The 20576-nt window shown below is 42.1% G+C and carries 17 protein-coding genes; 6 read left to right on the forward strand and 11 right to left on the reverse strand.

The features are described 5' to 3' along the window. The first annotated feature begins 42 nt into the window (after positions 1–42). Positions 43–603, forward strand: coding sequence for an elongation factor P (efp, locus tag J3P43_RS03185; RefSeq protein WP_255898933.1), 561 nt, complete (start codon positions 43–45; stop codon positions 601–603). A 125-nt stretch (positions 604–728) separates the two neighbouring features. After that, positions 729–1310: a 5-formyltetrahydrofolate cyclo-ligase gene (locus J3P43_RS03190; RefSeq protein ID WP_255898935.1), complete on the forward strand. Its 582-nt coding sequence runs from the start codon at positions 729–731 to the stop codon at positions 1308–1310. Positions 1311–1361: 51 nt separating this feature from the next. On the opposite strand, the gene J3P43_RS03195 is transcribed toward J3P43_RS03190, so the two are convergent. The 7 genes from J3P43_RS03195 to J3P43_RS03225 are packed head-to-tail and all read right to left on the reverse strand — an operon-like array spanning position 1362 to position 4996. Then, complete coding sequence (locus J3P43_RS03195) at positions 1362–2111, reverse strand: zinc ribbon domain-containing protein (protein WP_255898937.1); 750 nt, start codon at positions 2109–2111, stop codon at positions 1362–1364. Next, a complete protein-coding gene (locus tag J3P43_RS03200) occupies positions 2111–3208 on the reverse strand; it encodes a Nif3-like dinuclear metal center hexameric protein (RefSeq protein ID WP_255898939.1) in 1098 nt (365 codons plus the stop codon). The genes J3P43_RS03195 and J3P43_RS03200 overlap by 1 nt, the downstream gene beginning before the upstream one ends. Further along, positions 3205–3684 (reverse strand): hypothetical protein, encoded by a 480-nt coding sequence (locus J3P43_RS03205; protein ID WP_255898941.1) that lies wholly within the window; start codon positions 3682–3684, stop codon positions 3205–3207. The genes J3P43_RS03200 and J3P43_RS03205 overlap by 4 nt, the downstream gene beginning before the upstream one ends. Before the next feature lie 17 nt (positions 3685–3701). Further along, positions 3702–3926, reverse strand: a complete 225-nt coding sequence (locus J3P43_RS03210; protein ID WP_255898943.1) for a DUF2905 domain-containing protein — start codon at positions 3924–3926, stop codon at positions 3702–3704. A 1-nt stretch (position 3927) separates the two neighbouring features. Continuing rightward, positions 3928–4284, reverse strand: coding sequence for a TM2 domain-containing protein (locus J3P43_RS03215; RefSeq protein WP_255898945.1), 357 nt, complete (start codon positions 4282–4284; stop codon positions 3928–3930). A 16-nt stretch (positions 4285–4300) separates the two neighbouring features. After that, positions 4301–4579 (reverse strand): DUF2752 domain-containing protein, encoded by a 279-nt coding sequence (locus J3P43_RS03220; RefSeq protein ID WP_255898947.1) that lies wholly within the window; start codon positions 4577–4579, stop codon positions 4301–4303. Beyond that, a complete protein-coding gene (locus J3P43_RS03225) occupies positions 4580–4996 on the reverse strand; it encodes a DUF4199 domain-containing protein (protein WP_255898949.1) in 417 nt (138 codons plus the stop codon). A gap of 696 nt (positions 4997–5692) precedes the next feature. On the opposite strand from J3P43_RS03225, the gene mfd reads away from it, so the two are divergent. Both mfd and J3P43_RS03235 read left to right on the forward strand, forming a co-directional pair. Then, positions 5693–9055, forward strand: a complete 3363-nt coding sequence (mfd, locus tag J3P43_RS03230) for a transcription-repair coupling factor (protein ID WP_255900182.1) — start codon at positions 5693–5695, stop codon at positions 9053–9055. Between the two features lie 204 nt (positions 9056–9259). Then, positions 9260–10555, forward strand: coding sequence for a UDP-N-acetylmuramoyl-tripeptide--D-alanyl-D-alanine ligase (locus J3P43_RS03235; protein WP_255898951.1), 1296 nt, complete (start codon positions 9260–9262; stop codon positions 10553–10555). A gap of 53 nt (positions 10556–10608) precedes the next feature. On the opposite strand, the gene J3P43_RS03240 is transcribed toward J3P43_RS03235, so the two are convergent. Further along, complete coding sequence (locus J3P43_RS03240) at positions 10609–11256, reverse strand: porin family protein (protein ID WP_255898953.1); 648 nt, start codon at positions 11254–11256, stop codon at positions 10609–10611. 166 nt (positions 11257–11422) lie between these two features. Here J3P43_RS03240 and J3P43_RS03245 point away from each other — a divergent pair, with 166 nt between their 5' ends. Further along, entirely contained in the window at positions 11423–12190 is a 768-nt protein-coding gene (locus tag J3P43_RS03245; protein ID WP_255898957.1) for a DUF3575 domain-containing protein, read from the forward strand. A gap of 101 nt (positions 12191–12291) precedes the next feature. Here J3P43_RS03245 and J3P43_RS03250 read toward each other — a convergent pair whose 3' ends face one another. Beyond that, positions 12292–16557 carry a two-component regulator propeller domain-containing protein gene (locus J3P43_RS03250; RefSeq protein ID WP_255898959.1) on the reverse strand — a complete coding sequence of 1422 codons (4266 nt, stop codon included), beginning with the start codon at positions 16555–16557 and terminating at the stop codon, positions 12292–12294. A 585-nt stretch (positions 16558–17142) separates the two neighbouring features. Here J3P43_RS03250 and J3P43_RS03255 point away from each other — a divergent pair. After that, positions 17143–17802: a rhomboid family intramembrane serine protease gene (locus J3P43_RS03255; protein ID WP_255898961.1), complete on the forward strand. Its 660-nt coding sequence runs from the start codon at positions 17143–17145 to the stop codon at positions 17800–17802. Between the two features lie 79 nt (positions 17803–17881). On the opposite strand, the gene J3P43_RS03260 is transcribed toward J3P43_RS03255, so the two are convergent. After that, positions 17882–19144, reverse strand: coding sequence for a glucose-1-phosphate adenylyltransferase (locus tag J3P43_RS03260; protein WP_255898963.1), 1263 nt, complete (start codon positions 19142–19144; stop codon positions 17882–17884). Positions 19145–19146: 2 nt separating this feature from the next. Further along, positions 19147–20568, reverse strand: coding sequence for a glycogen synthase (locus J3P43_RS03265; protein WP_255898966.1), 1422 nt, complete (start codon positions 20566–20568; stop codon positions 19147–19149). Positions 20569–20576 lie beyond the last annotated feature (8 nt).

Genomic DNA, 20576 nt, shown 5'->3' on the forward strand with positions numbered 1-20576 from the left:
TTATCCAAATTCGATTATATTTGTGGCCCAATCAAATATAATATGGCTAAGGCTTCAGATGTTAAAAGCGGAAACGTTTTGCGATTTAATGGCGAACTGGTAACAGTTGAAGAGTTTTTACACCGCACCCCGGGAAATTTACGCGCTTTTTATCAGGCCCGCATGAGGAACGTAAAAACCGGAAAGCTGGTAGAATATCGTTTCCGTACCGATGAAGAGGTTGAGATTTGCAGGGTAGAGACTAACGACTATCAGTATTTGTATGATGAAGGCGACTTCTTCGTGGTAATGGATAATAACACTTATGAGCAATTTAATATTCCGAAATTTCTGTTCGGTGACTCCGCAAGGTTTTTAAAAGACGGGATGAATGTTATCATTGCTTTCGAGAGTGATGAGCCGATAATTGCCCAGGCGCCTACAAGTGTTGAACTCGAAATCAGCTACACAGAGCCGGCAGTGAAAGGCGATACTTCGACGAATGCATTAAAAAATGCCACTGTTGAGACGGGAGTCGAAATAAAAGTACCGATGTTTATTAATATTGGTGATAAAGTGAAGGTGGATACCCGTACGGGCGAATATATTGAAAGAGTTAAGTAGATCTTCAAACCTCATCAGAAAGCGGCCTTAAGCAAACTAAGGCCGCTTTTTTTATGGCTATAAGCCAGGTAGCGAAGGTTTAAATCTTACATCAGATCTCAAGCGCGATTTGCTATTTTAGCATAGTGAATAAAAAAGACTTACGAAATCTTTATCTGCAGAAGCGGAGAGGCTTATCGCCGGATGATGTTCTGGCTTTAAGCCAACAGGTTATTGAGCAGTTTAAAAATTTGCTTTTAGGCGATATTAAGTTTGTGCACCTGTTTTATCCTATCACCGGGAAGCAAGAGTTCAACTGTTTATTGCTTAAAGAGCATTTTAGGAGCCTTCAACCCGGAATAAGCTTTGTACTTCCTAAAAGTAATATAGAAAGCCATACGCTCAGTAATATTTTGTGGGAAGAGAGCACTCCTTTGGCTATGAATCAGTGGGGAATAACCGAGCCCGAAGATGGCATCGAGGTGGAATCGAGGGCTATTGATCTGGTGATAATTCCGCTTTTGGCTTATGATAAGCAGGGAAACCGGATTGGATACGGAAAGGGTTTTTACGATAGATTTTTAGCAGGCTGCCGTGCGGATGTTTATAAAGTCGGTATCTCGTATTTTGGCCCCGAGGAGGTAATCACAGATGTTGATGTTTACGATATCCCCCTGGATATTTGCGTTACACCCGAGAAGATCTGGCATTTCCCAAAACCTTATTAAAGCAAAAAAGCGCCTCATCTCTGGGCGCTTTCTTATTGTCATAAAACTTTTTTATACTGTTTCTTCAATCTTTTCTCCTGCCAGAGCTTCGTCAACAAGGATACGTCCGCAATGCTCGCAAACGATAACTTTTTTATGCTGACGGATATCTAACTGACGCTGAGGAGGGATTTGGTTGTAGCAGCCAGAGCATGAATCACGCTGAATAGTTACAACAGCCAATCCGTTTTTAGAGTTATTACGAAGACGGTTGTAGGCGGTTAATAAACGCTCATCTATAAATTGTTCGGCTTCTTTAGCTTTAGCAATTAGTTCGTCTTCTTCTTTTTGAGTTTCGGCAGTGATATTCTCAAGCTCTGCTTTTTTGATCTCTAAATCCTTGCGGCGTTCTTCGATGTCTGCAACAGCTCTTTCGTAAACCTGAGTTTTGTTGACGATGTCGAAGCCGAGTTCTTTTATTTTCTTTTCACAAACCTGGATCTCCAAACCCTGAATTTCGATCTCTTTAGAAATAGCATCGTACTCACGATTGTTTTTCACATCATTTAACTGGGTTTCGTACTTTTTAACCGCAGCCTGAGCATCTCTGATCATATTTTTGCGGGTAACAATAGCATCTTCGAAATCATCAAGGTCGCTTTTGATTTTCTGTATACGGGTTTCAAGGCCAGCAACTTCATCTTCTAAATCTGCAACTTCCATAGGAAGATCGCCGCGTACCTGCTTGATTTTATCAACCTTGGTATGTATATTTTGCAGCGCGTATAACGCCTTAAGCTTCTGTTCTACTGTTTGTTCCATTAAATTAAATAATTTATGGGGTTTGTATTAAATTCTGTTAAACGGAGTGCAAAGTTAGGAAATTTTTTCCGAATAATTTCAAACAACAATTCCTGTGTAAACTGCTCACTTTCAAAATGTCCGACATCGGCAATCACTATCCTGTTTTCAGCGTCAAAAAATTCGTGATATTTAAAATCGCCCGTTATAAATACATTAGCTCCGGCTGCAATAGCTTTCTTTAAAAGGAAGCTTCCCGCGCCGCCGCACACCGCAACTTTCGATACCGGTTTACCGGTTAAAGCAGTGTGTCTGATTACTTTCGCATTCAATTTTTCTTTCACGAGTTGCAAAAAGCTTTCTTCGTCCATTTCTTTCTCAAGGGAAGCAATCATTCCGGCTCCTACTTTCTCATGGGCGTTTGCGAGCTGGTATATGTCGTATGCAACCTCCTCATAGGGATGTGAGGCCTTGAGAGCTGAAATAATGTCATTTTGCTGATAGGCCGAAAAAATTACCTCGATCTTAATTTCTTTTTCCTGGTGGATTTCTCCTCGTTCGCCCACAAAGGGATTTGCATTATCCAGGGCTTTAAAAGTGCCAAATCCTTCTACATTAAAGCTGCAATCCGAGTAATCGCCGATCTTTCCCGCTCCGGCGGCTGCAAGAGCGTCTCTTACTTTAGAGGCATGCTCAACTGGAACGAAAGTGCTTAATTTTTTTAATAAGCCGTCTTTTGCCGAAAGGATTCCGGGGTTTTTCAATCCGAGCTTTTCACATATTTTCCAGTTCACGCCATTCTGGATGTGGTCAAGGTTAGTGTGAATGGCATATAAGGCAATGTCGTTCTTAATGGCCTTGATAACCACACGCTCTACGTAGGATTTGCCGTTGAATTTTTTGAGGCCCTTGAAAACAATGGGGTGGTGGGATATAATCAGGTTGCATCCTTTTTCGATGGCTTCGTTTACGATGGCTTCAGTGCAGTCGAGCGAAATAAGCGCTGCGGTGATCTCCTGGTCGGGATACCCACAGATTAATCCAGAATTGTCGTAGTCTTCCTGATAGGACAGCGGCGCAACTGATTCTAAGAAATATGTCAAATCTTTTAATTTCATAATTCTTCAAGCTCGTTCTCCGAATCTTTTTCAAGGATCCGTCTGTACCAGTTAATTCTCATCCAATATTGAATGAAGAAAATTATCTGAAGGAAAGCTGCTGCAGAAATTATCGTCATGTATTCTTTCACAACCGGAATGTAGATCAGCGCTAAAGGAAAAATTACCTCAAAAATTACCGAAAGTATTGCAAAAATCATCCCCGAAATAAACCCCGGGCGCTTAACGTCTTCAAACTCGCGGTCTTTTAATTCATTGGCAATAGATTTTGACATTCCGATCACTACGAGAAAGTTCAGGACCTTGTTCACTCCCGGCAGGAGTAGGAGCCAGATCATCAGCTGACTTATGGCTCTGTTTTCGGGGCTTACGTAAGACAGCGCTTTAATCAGACTACGGCAGAACAGCACGATGATCAGTGCGTTAATCAGGCCGGAAATAATAAAAGTCTGTAAGTTAACAGGCAAGCTTTGCATAATGGTGCAAAGTAACATTAGTTAAGCCATCTGAACAAGCGGATGATCAGATTTATTAAGAGGCTTGCAATTATCATGGTGGTGATTGGGAAATAGAATTTGAAGTTTTCCCGTTCAATGCGGATATCTCCGGGAAGATTTCCGATCCAATGAAGCTTGTTACCCCAAAAATAAACAATAGCGCCAAGTACAGCTATAACGGCGCCGGCAACAATGATCCATTTTCCCGTTTCGGACGACATTTTACATTCCCATCTTTACCAGTTGAGCGCATTCAAGAGCCATTTTTTGATTGAACTCGTTAGCCATATTTTTGTGATTCACCGCATCCACAATAGTACCGATAAAACATAATCCGAAGGTGAGCAGATAGACAATGCCCATTCCGATTTGTCCGGTAACAAACCGCTGAATGCCGGCTATAATCACCAGCCCAAGCAAGGTGTACAGCAAAAGATCATTTGCACTTTGCCGCTTTCCTGAATAAAACATCACGAACCGGCGGGCCTGGTGTTCGTCCATACCACTCATTATTTGTTGCGTGTATTGAAATTCTTCGGGGGTAATTCCTTTCAGGTTGAATAATAGGTCTTTATACATTGGAGTAGGTTTAGAATCAGAAATATACTAAGTATTTTTTACTTAAAATAAATATTCTGTGAAGAAGAATTGCCAACGTCGGAATTCCAAACCAATGGTAACTGAAGGACTGGGACAAGTCGCCGTGAAATATACAAGATATAGATCGGCCCAATCCGCAGCCGGGACACCATGAAACGCCGAGATTACTTAGAGGACATAATGAAAAATGGTGATGAGCGGAAGGCGTACTACAGGCAAGGGCAGTTAAGGCCGCAATCCAAAATACCAGTTCAAAATGTTTTGAGATATTCAACTATAAATTATGCTGTCTGTTCATTAAAAGTAGTGAAATTACGATATTAAAAAGAATGCCAACAAGGCCTGCACCGCCGACACGTTGATAATAATCCATAGTTAACAACTGCGAATCGGCGTATTGGACATAGAGAGTACTCGCCGCCGCATACAAAACAAATCCTACCAAAAGAATTTTAAACCCTTCAATCAGACCTTCAAAAAATTCCAGACGCCCACCGTTGATATTATTTCTATAGTTTTTTATTCCTAAATATAGCCCGGTAAACGGGATGATCACCGATAAATATTCCATCCAATGGATGTTTAAAGGCCCCTCTTTAGTTTGGTGGTATGCCCCCACAAAATGCATTAATAAAATCCAGGCGGCAGATAAGGCGCCGATTAGTAACCCGTACTTAAGTGCGTTTTTCATTTTAAATTAATTTGGTTTCGCAATAAATCATACATCGCTGATTGTTAGGCTCTGACGATTTCACGTTTCAGTTTATAGAAAGTGTTTGTTGATTTAACATTCTTTCTGTTAAAATTGTTCCTGTAATTGTTGTTTAAATTAATTTTTCCACCCGGAGAGGCGGAAACTTTAAGATAACGAAAAATATGGAAGTACGGACGAGGTGGCTGGGATGTAAAAATAGGAATAAACCCCTGTCAGGGTTTCAGGGGAGTAAAGTGTGTACCCTCTTGGGTGCTGTATGATTGCTGTTCCTTCAATGAGGTTTACTTTGCTTGTGTTACTTCTACTTTTTGGAATTCGCTGCTGTTGCAAGAGTTGATGGCAGAGGCTCCTAATAAGATTCCGGTAAACATGCAAAATAATTTAAGCTTAAAAGATGGTGACCGTTTCATAACAATTAAATTAAATATTTGCAAATATTAATTCAAAAAACACACCAAAGCCTTGAGAGTTGATAAAAACGGCTTATTAAGTCTCCTGGCGGCTTTTTATAACAAACCCAGTCAGATTCATTGTATCTTTTAATGTACACTATCTTGTTGTATAGTGTTAATCTGACGAATCTCAGAACCAAAAAGATTATTCCAAACAATTTCGCTAGCTTTTGATATTAAATTAGGAGGAGCAGGTATATTTGCATTCGGAAATTTGAACGTGAACATAAGGGAGATATTAAATTTATACAAGAGCGATTCCAGGGTAGAGGCTTTGGCGAAAGCTTTGAATTCGGCAAAACATCCCAGAATTCACCTCAAAGGTCTTATTGGCTCGAGTGATGCCATGATTGCTTCTGCCTTCTATTTTCTAAATCATTCTAACCTCCTTTTCGTCTTTCCCGACAGGGAGGAAGCAGCCTACTTCCAGAGCGACCTGGAAAATATTTTAGACAAGGAAATACTGATGTTTCCTTCATCCTACAGAAAGCCTTTTGAATTTACACAACCCGATCCAGGGAATGTGCTTCAACGGGCCGAAGTGCTGAATGAGCTCATCCACTCTACCGAATTCGGAAAGCTGATTGTTACATATCCTGAAGCATTAGCCGAACGGGTAATCAACCGCGATTCGCTGGAGAAAAATACGCTCGAGATTTCACAGGGAAATAAATTAAATATCGATTTCATTAACGAGTTTTTGATCGAATACGATTTTGTGCGCGTTGATTTTGTTTACGCCCCCGGTCAGTTCTCTATCCGTGGTGGCATTGTCGATATTTTTTCCTTTTCAAACGATCTTCCATACCGCTTCGAGTTCTTTGGCGACTTTATAGAAAGCATCCGCACCTTCGAAATAGAGGACCAGCTTTCTTTAGAACATGTAAAAAGCGTTACCATCGTACCGAATGTGCAATCTAAGTTTTTAACCGAGCACAATATTTCGCTTCTAGAGTATATCGATTCGGGCACCAGCGTTTGGTTTAAAGATGTTCAGTTTACCCTGGATATTTTAAAAGAGGGTTATAAAAAGGCGGCAGAGCTTTGGAAGGCGCTTGACGCGAACCTCAAAAACCAAAACCCAGATTGGATAGATCCTAAGTTCAGTTTTACGGATGAGAAACTTTTGGCAGATCAATTAAAAGACTTCGCCGTGCTGGAATTCGGAAAGCAATTTTTTTATCAGCCTACCGAAACCATATCGTTCGATTTAAGGCCACAGCCATCATTTAATAAAGATTTTAACCTGCTTATTCATAATATTAAAAAGAATGAATCTGAGAAGCTGACTAATATCATCTTTACAGATTCGGCCAGGCAGGCCGAGCGTCTGTATGCTATTTTCGATGATATCGATAAAACCGTTAAGTTCAATTCAATAAATCTTTCCTTACGGGAAGGGTTTATTGACTACGGAAAAAAACTGGCCTGTTATACTGATCACCAAATTTTCGACAGGTACTATAAATACAAGTTAAAGAAGGGATATACCCGTTCGCAGGCTATAACGCTTAAGGAGCTTAAAGAACTAAAATCCGGCGACTACATCACTCATATTGATCACGGAATAGGAAAATATGCAGGCCTGGAAAAGGTTGAAGTGAACGGAAAAACCCAGGAGATGATTCGTCTTATTTATGCGGACAACGATCTGCTGTATGTGAACATTAACTCCCTCAACCGGATTTCTAAATATTCCGGAAAAGAAGGTACCGTTCCTAAAATGAATAAGCTGGGAACCGACAGCTGGGAAAAGCTGAAGAAGACAACAAAAAAAAAAGTTAAAGACATTGCCCGCGATCTGATAAAGCTTTACGCTATTCGTAAGGCCCAGACGGGTAATGCATTTCTTCCCGATACTTATCTGCAGACTGAGCTGGAGGCCTCTTTTCTGTATGAGGATACCCCCGACCAAGAGAAAGCCACGGCTGACGTAAAGAAAGACATGGAATCGCCTCACCCTATGGATCGCCTGGTTTGCGGCGATGTTGGGTTTGGAAAAACGGAGATTGCTGTTCGGGCCGCCTTTAAAGCTGTAACAGACAGTAAGCAGGTAGCGATTCTGGTGCCTACCACTATCCTCGCTTTACAGCATTATAAAACATTCAGTTCTCGCCTGGCTGATTTTCCATGCAATATCGATTACATCAATCGCTTTAAATCTGCTAAACAAATTAAAGAGACACTTAAGAAACTCGAAGAAGGGAAAGTAGACATCATCATCGGTACTCACCGAATTGTGAGCAAGGATGTAAAGTTTAAAGATCTGGGTCTTTTAATTATAGACGAGGAGCAGAAATTTGGTGTGGGGGTAAAAGAAAAGCTTAAGCAAATGCGGGCGAATGTAGATACTCTCACCTTGACTGCCACGCCTATTCCAAGGACATTGCATTTCTCACTTATGGGTGCTCGCGATTTGTCGATCATTTCTACTCCACCACCCAACCGGCAACCTGTAGTAACAGAACTGCACGTTTTTAACGAGCAGCTGATCAAGGAAGCTGTTGAGTTTGAGGTTGATCGCCATGGGCAGATATTTTTCATCCATAATCGGGTGCAGGATCTGGCGCAGTTAGGAGGCCTGATTCAACGACTGGTACCGAAGGCTCGTATTGGAATAGCTCATGGTCAGCTTGACGGCGATGCCCTTGAAGATGTGATGCTAAAGTTTGTTGACGGCGAATACGATGTGCTTGTGGCTACTACAATCATAGAAGCCGGACTGGATATTCCAAATGCTAATACCATTCTCATCAACCATGCGCATATGTTTGGCTTAAGTGATTTGCATCAGATGCGGGGGCGTGTTGGCAGGTCGAACAAGAAGGCCTTTTGCTATTTGTTAAGTCCTCCTCTGTCCACCCTGACTTCCGAAGCGAGAAAACGGTTAAGCGCCATAGAAGAGTTTTCCGACCTCGGAAGCGGATTTAACGTGGCGATGCGCGACCTCGATATCCGCGGAAGCGGGAACCTGTTGGGAGCCGAGCAAAGCGGATTTATTGCCGAGATTGGCTTTGAGATGTATCATAAAATCCTGGATGAAGCTATTCAGGAGTTGAAAGATGATGAGTTTAAGGATCTGTTTAAAGATGAGAAACCCAGGCCCTTTATATCATTTACGCAAATCGATACGGATCTCGAAGTCTTGATCCCTGATAGTTATGTAACCAATATCACCGAGCGATATAACCTTTATACAGAGATTTCAAAATTAGAAACAGAGGAAGAATTGGAGGCTTTTGCACTCAAATTGCAAGACAGGTTCGGACCTGTTCCGAAACCCGTTCGGGAGCTGCTCAAAACCTTAAAACTGCAATGGTTGGGTAAAGCAATCGGCTTCGAAAAGATCTCCTTCAAAAAAAATTCTTTGAAGGGTTATTTTATCTCCGATCAGCAGTCGCGATATTTTGAAACCGAACAATTTAACAGGTTGCTGCAATATGTACAGCAAAATCCGTTCGACTGCAATCTTAAGGAAGTGAAAAACTCGTTGAGAATCTCTTTTGAAAATATCACCAGCCTGGACGATGCTATAGCCCGGCTATCGGAGATTGCGGCTCCAGCGGATGTGGAAAATCCATGACTTTAGTAGTTCTATTTGAACCTTTAAATGTAGTGGTCGATCTGAATAAAGCTTTTTAAATCCAAATTACTCCGCAGCAACGGGGTTTAAGAGCAAAAGAGCGAAGTGTTTCTTCAGCTTACTAATCTAAATTATTGAGGATTATTAAAAGCAGTTTTCGTTAACAATTCTGTACATTTTGATATTATTGCAGAAAGGATTGTTATGCGCACAGAAGATTTATATTCCATTTACCTGCAACACCCTGTAATTTGTACCGACACACGGAGAATCACTTCTGGTTGCCTGTTTTTTGCATTAAAGGGCGATAATTTTGACGGGAACATCTTTGCCAGCCAGGCTTTGGATGAAGGGGCTGCCTTCGCGGTGATCGACGACCCGGGGTTTGTAAAAAATCAGCAGACTATCCTGGTCGGAAACGTTTTAGAAACACTTCAGCAGCTCGCTAATTATCACCGTAGGCAGCTAAATATTCCTTTCGTCGGCATTACGGGAACTAATGGCAAAACGACCACTAAAGAACTTATCAAATCAGTTCTTTCGGTGAAATATAAAACCTACGCTACACAGGGGAATTTGAATAATCATATCGGTGTGCCTTTAACTCTGCTGGCAATAGATCGCAGCGTGGAGATTGCTATTGTAGAAATGGGGGCCAATCATCAGAAAGAAATAGAATCGCTCTGTAAAATAGCAGAACCCGACCTCGGACTTATCACCAATGTTGGCAAGGGGCACCTTGAAGGGTTTGGGGGTTTTGAAGGAGTTAAGAAAGGTAAGGGCGAGTTATACGATTTCCTGAAACAAAGCGGCGGCCGGGTTTTCCTGAATAAAGACAGCTCGCATTTGCTCGAAATGGCGGGCCAAAGGAAATTGGAAAATGTCTTTTATTATAGTACAGCGTCAGATTCTGATCTAAAAGGCGAGCTAATAGAAAATGATCCTTTTCTAACGATCGACTGGATCTCTGATTCGGAGAGACACAGGATAAAAACTAACCTGACGGGCCCTTATAATCTTGAAAATATTCTGGTGGCCATAGCCGTCGGGCGATATTTTAATTTAAGTCCTGATGAAATAAACGAGGGTATAAGCGCCTATGTTCCCGGCAATAATCGCTCGCAGATCACTAAAACGGAGCACAATACGCTGATCTGTGACTATTATAATGCTAATCCCAGCAGTATGGCAGCGGCTCTTGATAATTTTGCGTCCATATCTGCCGGAAAGAAGGTGTTAATTTTGGGTGATATGTTTGAGCTGGGAGATGAGTCGTACGATGAACATAGGGCGATTGCAGAGAAGGCTTTGCAGCTCGATGTTGACCGTAAGATATTAATAGGAAAGGCCTTTTATCAATGTAAGACAGAAGGGGCTAACTTTTATGAAAGCACGGATGAAGCGCTTAAGAATATTAAGTCGGATTCTGTAAAAGGGGCTACCGTTTTGATCAAAGGCTCGAGAGGGATGCGGCTGGAGAAATTGGCTGAGGTATTATAAAAAAAAGCGGCTTCCGTATGGAAGGCCGCTTTTTAGAAAAGTTTTGTAAATACTTAGAATGAAAAGCCTACAGTAACTGAGAATACTCTGTTGGTGATTTTGAAATCGGAACCGTCTGGAGTGTTAGCCAAATTGCTCAGGCCTAATCCGTAATTCAAGCCAAAATTCACACCGTTTGATAACTGGTAACCCGCTAAAAGATTCACACCAAAATCAGTTCCTTTCATATCATCTTCGTCATCACTCCCAAACTTCAATTTTTCCTCCTCAGAATCCTCACCTTCTTCTTCGTCTTTATCTTTTCCAGAAAGTGCCAAACCTGCGTATGGGCCAGCACCCAAATAAAGACCGCCGATTTTGTATACAGCATTTACTGGGATCTCCAAGTACATCACATTTCTACTGAATTTGTAGTCTTCTACCTCTTGTTTAAATCCTTTTCCTGACAGAGTTAAACCAGGTTGAATGGAGAACGAACTTCCTAAAGCAATGTCAGCGTAACCGCCGATCTGGAAAGATGTCTGTGCTTTTAAGCCTTCTTCCCAATCTTCAGCGCCTTCACCCGAAACGCCTACTTTTGCAAAATTCACCCCAGCTTTAATACCATACTTAATGCCAGACGCAGTAGTGCCAGAAGTTTCCTGAGCCATTGCAACACCTGAGATGAGGCATGCGAAAATTAATGTGTAAAGTTTTTTCATGTTGTTTTGTGTTTGTTTCGGTAAATAACAGCACTTTAATTGAAAGTTACAATACCTAAAGTCAGGTATTTTCAAAAAGTTTGTAAACAAAATACCTATTTCCGGGTATTGTGTAATTCTTTCAATAAAAGTATCTTTCTGCCTGTTTTAAATAAAACTTAATCGTATGAAGAGAAATTTTACTAAATTATTGTTTATCACTGCTCTGGCGGTACTTTCTGTAAAAGCAAATGCTCAAACAGACAGTGTAAAAGTAAAGGGGATGGGGAAAAACCTGATTAAGGTTAGTTTGACATCGCTGGCATTAAATACTTACTCGTTTAGCTATGAGCGTAAAATCGGTAGAAAAATTTCATTAGGAATAGGATACCGCGTAATGCCGGAAGGCGAGCTTCCGTTTAAAAGCAATTTGGAAAGTATTATAGACGATCCCGAAACATTCAAGCACGTTGATGGCTTCAGAACTGGAAATACTGCGATTACGCCCGAAATTAAATTCTATTTCGGAAAAGGAGTTTTCCGCGGATTCTACATTGCACCTTTCGCTCGTTTTGCGAAGTACACTGCCAAGTTACCATCGTTTGAGTATGAGTTTGAAGAGGGAGGAATGAGTCAAACAGAACAAATTCCATTAAATGGCGAGTTAAAAACTACAACTGGAGGTCTTCTGTTTGGCGCGCAGTGGAAACTGAGTAAGCTAATTTATTTAGATTGGTCAATTCTCGGTCCGCAATATGGAAGTTCGAAGGGATTTCTAAAAGGAACGAAAACCTTGTCTGAAGACGAACAGGAGGCCTTGAGAGAGGAACTTGAAGACCTCGAAATTCCGCTAGTGGATAGTGAAGTCACTGTCGATGCCAGTGGCGCCAGAGTGGATTTTGATGGACCATGGGCGGGAATAAGAGCTTCTATCGGCCTTGCTTTTAGGTTTTAGACAAATTACTTAGTAGTATGAACGAGGGACGGCTTCAAGGCTGTCCCTCGTTTGTTTTATATCTGAGCATCGTTTCCATCTGTCGCAAACGATACATCTTTCTAATACAGCGTAATCTTATTCGTCGTCTGTTTTTCCATTAATTCCATCAAATCTTTCAGGTTAATCGGCTTCGATATATAGTCGTCCATACCGGCTCTTATACAGGCTTCTTTATCCTCTTCCATGGCGTTTGCAGTCATAGCAACGATGAGCGGCTGCTGTTCGCAGGTTTCACGGATAATCTTTGTTGCTTCCAGCCCATCCATTTCAGGCATCTGGATGTCCATAAATATTAACTCGTAGAACTCAGCACTAAGCATCGCCAATACTTCTTTTCCATTATTCGCAATAGACGAGGTATATCCGAGCTTACTTAATACCTTAACGATCAGTTTTTGATTGATAAGGTTGTCTTCTGCAATCAAGATCTTAAACGGATTTTTTTCTGCGAAATCCACCGACAGTGTTGTCCTGGTATCTGCAACTGCGGTGTTGCTGATCTTTTCGTTCTTCAGGGCCTGATGCACCACCTCGAACAAGCTATTCTGTTTAACCGGCTTGGTGAGGATGGCAGAGAAAAGATGAGCATATTTCTTTCTTGATTCATCGCCAACCGAACTCAGCAAAATTATTGGTAAATCGGCCTTTAAGGCTTTAATCCGGGTACTCACCTCGGTTCCGTCCATCTCAGGCATTTGCATATCCGAAATAACCAGATCGAAATTATGGGCTGCAACTAACTCCAATGCATCACGGCCCGACGATGCCAGCGTCGTGACTATTCCCCACTGATCAAGCTGAAGCTGGATGATTTTAAGATTCGTTTGATTATCGTCTATTACCAATACTCTCTTGCCCTCACAGCCATTCAACCTTAAAGCAGTATACCTTATTGACGATGTTTGGCTTGTCTGGCACTGAATATTAAAGCTAAAAGTGGTGCCTGCGTTTACCTCGCTCGATACAGATACTTCTCCACCCAGCAATGCTATCAGTCGTTCAGATATCACCAGTCCAAGTCCGGTACCGCCGTATTTACGGGTGGTTGAAGAGTCTACCTGCGAAAACGCTTTGAATAACTTTGATAGTTTATCTTTCGGGATACCGATACCCGTATCTCTTACTTCAAATCCCAGATCCATTTTGCTTTCTGATGGATCATTCAGAAGAGTAACGCCAATAAATATTTCACCATGTTTAGTGAATTTTATGGCATTACCTACCATATTGATAAGAATCTGCCTTAAGCGCATGCCATCGCTGTGGATCTGAGCCGGAATGCGGTGATCAATCTGATACATCAAATCGAGCCCCAGATGGGCAGCTTTGCTGGTAAATATTTCCAGAACTTCTTCAATGCATCGCCTTAAGTCAAAGTCGTGGGGATCAAGATGCATATTACCCGATTCGATCTTTGAAAAGTCGAGAATATCATTGATCACACTTAATAATGCTTCTCCGCTGTTGCGGATGATTTCGGCATATTCTTTTTGTTCGGGCGATAGGTCGGTTTGTGAGAGCAGGGACGACATTCCGATCACGCCATTCATTGGCGTTCGGATTTCGTGGCTCATAGTGGCCAGGAACGTGCTTTTAGCCTGGTTGGCCCGGTCTGCTTCTTCGCGGGCTTTGCGCTCTTCTTCCTTTTGAAAGTGAAGCTCTTCAGATTGTGCCTGCAACTCTTCCGACTGCGCCTGGAGTTCTTCTGCCTGAGATTGCAGCTCCGAATTCATATCAGCCAGCTCACGGGCCTGTTTGCTTATTTCTTCGGTTCGTTCCTGCACTTGCTGCTCAAGCTCTTCTTTTTTAGCTTCGATAGCCCGGATTCGATATAAGTAAATGGCATACACCGCTGCAAGGAATAATAATACCGACAGTAACCTGAACCACCAGGTCATCCAGAAGGGTGGAGTAATAATTAGTTCAATACTGGTGCCCTGTTCATTCCATGCACCATCATTGTTACTGGCTTTCACCCGCAGCGTATAAGTACCAGGATTTAAATTGGTATAGGTTGCTTTCCGCTCGGAGCCTATATAGTTCCAATCCTTATCAAAACCTTCCAGCTTATAAGCATACTGGTTATGAGAGCTGATGGTGAAATCTAAAGCAGTAAATTCAAATGTGATTACCGATTGATCGTGCCCAAGCACTATCTGTTTTGTTTCTGCGATATGCTGCCTGAGAAGAGAATCTTTATCGCCAACTTTTACCGAATTGTTAAATAGTTTGAAATCAGTGATCAGCACCCGGGGGAGGTTCTTGTTCTCTGGCAGACTTGCCGGATGGAAAATATTGAATCCGTTTACACCTCCGACCAGAATTTCGCCGGCTTTGGTAAGAATTGCGGCGCCGGAAGAAAACTCATGGCTCTGTAATCCGTGGAAAATTGTAAAGTTCTTACTTTTCCCGGTCGAGATGGTAAACCTGCTTAACCCATTATTAGTTCCAAACCAAAGGTTTCCACGGGCGTCGGGCACAATGCTTTTAATGGTATTATCGGACAGCCCATCACCCTGCGTAAACGTGCGTAGTTTTTGGCTGCGTTTATTTAATACGCTTAGTCCGCCGCCTGCCGTACCGATCCATATATTGTTGTTCTTATCAGAGTAAAGCGAATTTATATTTGAACTTTGGAGGTATTTAAAGTCCGCGTCGTATCGCCTGATCTGTTTTGTAACAGGGTTATAAATAGATAAGCCTGAAGTGGTGCCGATCCAGATTTCTCCATCTGTATCCTCACAAAACGCTCTTACAAAGTCGCCGGAAAGAGTTGACTTATTCACCGCATCAGAGCGGAGTTTTTGAATAATACCGGTTTTAAGATCCAGAATATTCGCGCCTCCCCCGTTGGTAGCTATCCACACGTTGTCTCTACTGTCTTCAAATATAGCGTAGATATTTTCGTTATTTAACTGCTTTTCCGAGTGGCCCTTTGTATAGACCTTAGAATGTCTGCCATTTTGATCATATAAATGGAGCCCCGATCCATAGGTGCCCAACCACAATTGGTTGCCATGTTTACTCGGATATAGGGCCAGAACGCTGTATGTGTAGAACGGGTTGCCCCGGCTTGGACTGGCGTTGATCCTGATAAACCGGTTTTCATTGCGCTTAAACAAGTTCAGACCACCGCCACTCGTACCCACCCATATATCCCCATTCACGGCCTCGGCGAATGAGGTCACAGAGTTGAATGACAGAGAGTTTTGATCGGCAGGGTGGTTTCTGTAAGTTTTAAAGAAAGATAAATTTTTATCATACTTATTCATCCCTCCGTCGTTAGTGCCTACCCATAGAATATTATCCCTGTCGAGCAGTAGAGACGACACAGAACTGTTTCGGTTCAAAGAATTAGGGTCGAGCGGATTGCTGTAATAATGCTTAGATTCGCCCGTACGCGTGTTAAATAAGTCTAAAGCACTTTGCGTACCTAACCACAGATATCCATTACCAGCATCGGTGATGTCCGAGATGTTGTTATTGCTCAGGCTCGACGGCTTTGCCCCATCCGATAAAAATGACCTGAATGTCCGGCTTGAATGACTAAATAAATTTAGACCACCGCCCATTGTTCCAATCCACAAGTTGCCTTTTTTGTCTTCGGCTATCTTGGTGATAATATTGTTGCTCAAGCTACCTGGGTTCTTTTCATCATGAAAAAAACGTGTGAATTTTTTTGAGCGGCGGTTGTAGATATTTAATCCATTAGATGTACCAATCCATAAATTGCCTTTACTGTCTTCGATAATCGCTGTTATGCCATCATTGCTAATGGTATTGGGATCGGCCGGATTTGATATAAATCTGGTAACCTCGCCTGTTTTGGGGTTTAGTAAATTAAGGTTCCAATAGGTGCCTACCCATAAATTGTTTTGCTTGTCCTGGTATATGGTAGTTGCTACCGAATGGCTTAATTTTTTGGGGTTATTCGGTTCCTCGATGTAGTTTATGAAGCAATCGTTGGTGCGGTCGTATCTGCTAACTCCTCCTAAAAGAGTTCCAACCCATAGATTTCCAGCCTTGTCTTCGAATAAAGATAAGATATGATTTTTGCGCAGGCTCTTTGGATTATTGGGTTGATTGCGATAAACGGTAAATTTGTAACCATCATATTTGTTCAATCCATCCTGGGTACCAAACCACATAAATCCGTACCTGTCTTTCAGGCTTACAGAAACCGTGCTTTGCGAAAGCCCGTCGATATTGGTGAGATGTGAGAAATGAACTTCTTTTCTTTGAGCATAACCTGGTACGATAAAACAACACACACAAGTTGTTAGGAGCAGAGATAGAAAGTAAGTGATATTTTTGATTCTAAACATACATTAAGCCTTTTCAGGTGCCTAAGCAGCTGATAACAGGAGCATTAAATCAGGGTTTCAGGCTTCCGGATCTTATAGCGGAAACGCTCTGTATTCTACTCTTTTTAAGAAAATATGTTACAACCCATATCGTATAATTTATTTCGTTTCGGGAAAAGCCATCTGCATGTGTTTTTAGTGTTTAAAATGAACATGATATTGTATTCCTCTTGATTCTAATGCATTATCTCTAATTTACCGGGGCTAGTCTCAGCGAAATCTGTAAAGCAAGTAAGTCTTTTGTGCAAGGCTTTCGTTTCAATTGAACTTGTTTGTCTATATTTAATTTTAAAGAAATGGAAACCGATGTGAAAAAGCAGAACAAAAATCTCAATGATGATGAAAACAGTAATTAACGGTTTCGGGATCGAAAGCCATGGATCCGGTTATTGATTGAATGTGTTTACCAAACTTTAGCATCCCTTCGCCTGTATTATACTATTGAAAATTCTAATCCGGTTGGTGCTTTAAATAGGCGGCTGGTCCACTACACATACATCGCAAATGAGAATTACGAGTCCTCTGAACTTAAAATTAAATTAATCTATGTTTTTCCCGATAGGAGATGATAACGTAAGGGGGCGCTCGAAACCCATTTTTACCTACCTGCTTATTATTTTTAACTGCTACATTTTCTGGCAACAGCTTCAGCTTAGCCCGGAACAGATGGAGAATTTTTTCTATGCTTATGGTGCTGTCCCGGCAGAAATATGGCGCGGGCAAAACCTTCATACGCTTGTTACCAGCATGTTTTTACATGGAGGTTGGATGCACCTGATCGGCAATATGATGTTTCTCTGGATCTTTGCTGATAATATTGAGATAACTATCGGCAGCTTGCGGTTTCTTTTTTTCTATTTAGCCGGCGGAGTTATTGCTGCATTAGTTCATTGTTTTGTATTGCAGGGCAGTTCGATCCCATGCATAGGGGCCTCCGGAGCTATTTCTGCGTGTTTGGGAGCATATCTGGTCATGTTTCCCTCATCACGGATCAGGGTACTTTTTATCTTCTTCTCGTTCAGGGTTTCGGCCTTTGTGTTTCTCGGATTTTACATTGTTCAGCAGCTTATGGCCGGTTGGGAATCGTTGGAATTACAGGCTGCGGAGACTTCAGGAGTAGGTTATTGGGCGCACATCGGAGGCTTTGGTTATGGCTTTATCAGAGGCTTTTTCTTGAGGAAGAAGCAAAAGCTGGAATATTTTTAGAAGCCGGGCCGGGTTTCATTACAAACAGAAAAGCCACCTGCGGGTAAAGGTGGCTTTTCTGTTCTTATCGGGAACCAATTTATATTACGGTTCCGTTATCAATACACGCATTTTTCTTCACCACAACAATACCTTCATTTACGGTGTATTTTCCGTAGTCTCCGTCTTTTAGATGCGCACCGCCGTTTATTCTCACATCGTTTCCGATACGGCAATTTTTGTCGAGGATAGCATTTTTGATGTAGCAGCGTTCTCCAATTCCGATTATCGGCGTCTGGCTGTTCTTGGCCTCTTCCAGTTGTTCAAGGCTTTGATAATAGTCGCTACCCATTATATAACAATACTCAATGGTAGTACCTCTGCCAATGCGCGTACGGATACCAACCACAGAACGCTCAATCCGACTGGCGTGGATGATGCATCCGTCGGCAATAACGGTTCGCTCGAGGGTTGTTCCCTGTACTTTAGATGGAGGGAGCATTCTTGGCCGCGAGAAGATAGTTTTCTTATCAAACAAGTTGAATTCGGGAATATCATCTGTCAATCCGATATTAGCTTCAAAGAAAGAGGGTATTGTACCGATGTCTGTCCAGTAACCATCGTACTGATAGCTTACTACCCTATTTTTATTTAAAGCTTCGGGTATAATCTCTTTACCGAAATCAGTATGCGGATCATTTGTTAATGTGTCGTATAAAACATTGCGATTAAAGATGTAGATACCCATTGAAGCCTGATACACCCTTCCCTGAGATTCCATTTCTGGCCCCACTTCTGATTTCCACTCTTCGAAATCACTTTTAGGTTTCTCTATAAATGCCGTAATCAATCCTTCGGCATCAATTTTCATGATTCCGAATCCCGGTACATCTTTGGCAGTAACCGGAATCGTTGCGACCGACACCTCCGCTTTGCGATCGATATGATCCTGGATCATGTGATTAAAGTCGATTTGATATAATTGGTCGCCCGACAAAATGAGAACATAGTCGAAGTCAAAGGGCGACATGTGGTGCAGCGATTGCCTTACTGCATCGGCCGTTCCCTGGAACCATCCCTGGTTGTTCGGAGTTTGTTCTGCGGCAAGAATATCCACAAAAGCAGTGCTGAATACATTAAAGTGGTATGTGTTCTTAATGTGTTTATTCAGCGAAGCCGAATTGAACTGCGTTAACACAAAAATTCGATTGATTCCAGAATTCAGGCAGTTTGAAATTGGGATATCTACCAAACGATATTTCCCTGCAATAGGAACCGCTGGTTTTGAGCGTGTAGCGGTAAGCGGCTGCAAACGCGTTCCGGAGCCGCCTCCGAGGATAACTGCAAGAACTTTCGACATCATATTTATAAAGATTTAAGGTTGTTGTACAGGGTTATATATTGTGCTGCAGATTGATGCCATGAGTAATTCAGGTTCATCATTCTATTACGTAACAATTCCATCTGCGTGCTGTTTTTATAGATTTCAACTGCCCGCGAAACGGAATCAACGATGCTGTCTACATTTGCTTCTTCAAAGCGGATTCCATAACCGTTTTCTTCGCTAACATCAATCACGGTATCCTTTAAGCCGCCGGTGCTTCTAACAATCGGCACGGTTCCGTATCTCAACGAGTAAAGTTGGTTTAATCCACAGGGTTCAACACGCGAAGGCATTATCAGGAAATCTGCGCCTGCGTAAATGCGGTGCGACAACGCCTCGTGATACCCAATAAAAACGTTATAATTTTCTTTGAAGGTAGAAGTCAGCGCGGCTAGTTCTTCCTCTATCTCTTTTTCTCCCGAACCGAGAATCAGGATATTGACCTCATCGGGATGCTTTAGTAGAATTCTGGTAACGGCTTCGGGTAGCAGGTCGGCCCCCTTTTCGCCCACTAATCTGCCAATAAATGCAACCAAAGGTTTATCGTCGCTGAGAAAGAACTCTTTACAAACCAGGGCTTTGTTTGCAGCTTTTCCGGCTGTCGCAGTTTCGGTATTATAGTTCGCCGAAATCATAGGGTCAATCGACGGGTTCCAGACATCCGTGTCAATCCCATTGATAATACCCACTCCTTTGGCCTTTTCGGAGATAAATAGCTGCTCCAGCCCGTTAGAATTGACGCTAAGCTCTTCGAGATAGCTGGGCGAGACTGTAGTGTATTTCCAGCAGCATTTTACAGCCGAAGCCAGCGGGTTAATGCAATCTCCCCATTCCAGTAATTTTCCTTCCCAAACATCAATATCGGGTAAAAGATTTAACTTTTCCCAGCCCAGCCAGCCCTGATATTGTCCGTTATGGATGGTGAGTACGGTAGCGATGTGTGACAGAGATTTATAGCGCGATGAATGATACAAAAGGAAAGGTATCAGCCCCGAATGATGATCATGCGAGTGAATAACGTCTGGCAATACCTCGAAATTAAGCAGCCACTCTAAAAAAGCGATCTGGAAGGCGACAAATTGTTCAGACTCATCAGGGTAGCTATAAATTTCTGGCCTGTCAAGCAAACCCGGAATTTTTATCAGGTGCAGCGGAAAGCCAAGTTTATCCGTAGCTTCTCGTAACACCTGGAACGATCCCATGAAAGTCCCCATCACTATTGTAGAGTCATAGATGACTTCAAATTCATTTTCCTTCACAAACTTGCGGTCGTAAAATGGCATTACTACCATGGCAGAAATCCCGGCAGCTTGCTGGTATTTCGGAAGGGCTCCTACCACATCTCCAAGACCACCCACTTTGGCAACCGGATAACATTCTGCACTTAGGTGGATAACATTCATCTATTAAG

The sequence above is a fragment of the Paradesertivirga mongoliensis genome (assembly GCF_024436395.1).
GTDB lineage: Bacteria > Bacteroidota > Bacteroidia > Sphingobacteriales > Sphingobacteriaceae > Paradesertivirga > Paradesertivirga mongoliensis.

Excerpts from the sequence above, each read along its gene's own strand:
- efp (WP_255898933.1), top strand. The coding sequence starts at position 43 with ATGGCTAAGGCTTCAGATGTTAAAAGCGGAAACGTTTTGCGATTTAAT.
- J3P43_RS03195 (WP_255898937.1), bottom strand. The coding sequence starts at position 2,111 with ATGGAACAAACAGTAGAACAGAAGCTTAAGGCGTTATACGCGCTGCAA.
- J3P43_RS03200 (WP_255898939.1), bottom strand. The coding sequence starts at position 3,208 with ATGAAATTAAAAGATTTGACATATTTCTTAGAATCAGTTGCGCCGCTG.
- J3P43_RS03205 (WP_255898941.1), bottom strand. The coding sequence starts at position 3,684 with ATGCAAAGCTTGCCTGTTAACTTACAGACTTTTATTATTTCCGGCCTG.
- J3P43_RS03210 (WP_255898943.1), bottom strand. The coding sequence starts at position 3,926 with ATGTCGTCCGAAACGGGAAAATGGATCATTGTTGCCGGCGCCGTTATA.
- J3P43_RS03215 (WP_255898945.1), bottom strand. The coding sequence starts at position 4,284 with ATGTATAAAGACCTATTATTCAACCTGAAAGGAATTACCCCCGAAGAA.
- J3P43_RS03225 (WP_255898949.1), bottom strand. The coding sequence starts at position 4,996 with ATGAAAAACGCACTTAAGTACGGGTTACTAATCGGCGCCTTATCTGCC.
- J3P43_RS03235 (WP_255898951.1), top strand. The coding sequence starts at position 9,260 with ATGCGCACAGAAGATTTATATTCCATTTACCTGCAACACCCTGTAATT.
- J3P43_RS03240 (WP_255898953.1), bottom strand. The coding sequence starts at position 11,256 with ATGAAAAAACTTTACACATTAATTTTCGCATGCCTCATCTCAGGTGTT.
- J3P43_RS03245 (WP_255898957.1), top strand. The coding sequence starts at position 11,423 with ATGAAGAGAAATTTTACTAAATTATTGTTTATCACTGCTCTGGCGGTA.
- J3P43_RS03250 (WP_255898959.1), bottom strand. The coding sequence starts at position 16,557 with ATGTTTAGAATCAAAAATATCACTTACTTTCTATCTCTGCTCCTAACA.
- J3P43_RS03255 (WP_255898961.1), top strand. The coding sequence starts at position 17,143 with ATGTTTTTCCCGATAGGAGATGATAACGTAAGGGGGCGCTCGAAACCC.
- J3P43_RS03260 (WP_255898963.1), bottom strand. The coding sequence starts at position 19,144 with ATGATGTCGAAAGTTCTTGCAGTTATCCTCGGAGGCGGCTCCGGAACG.
- J3P43_RS03265 (WP_255898966.1), bottom strand. The coding sequence starts at position 20,568 with ATGAATGTTATCCACCTAAGTGCAGAATGTTATCCGGTTGCCAAAGTG.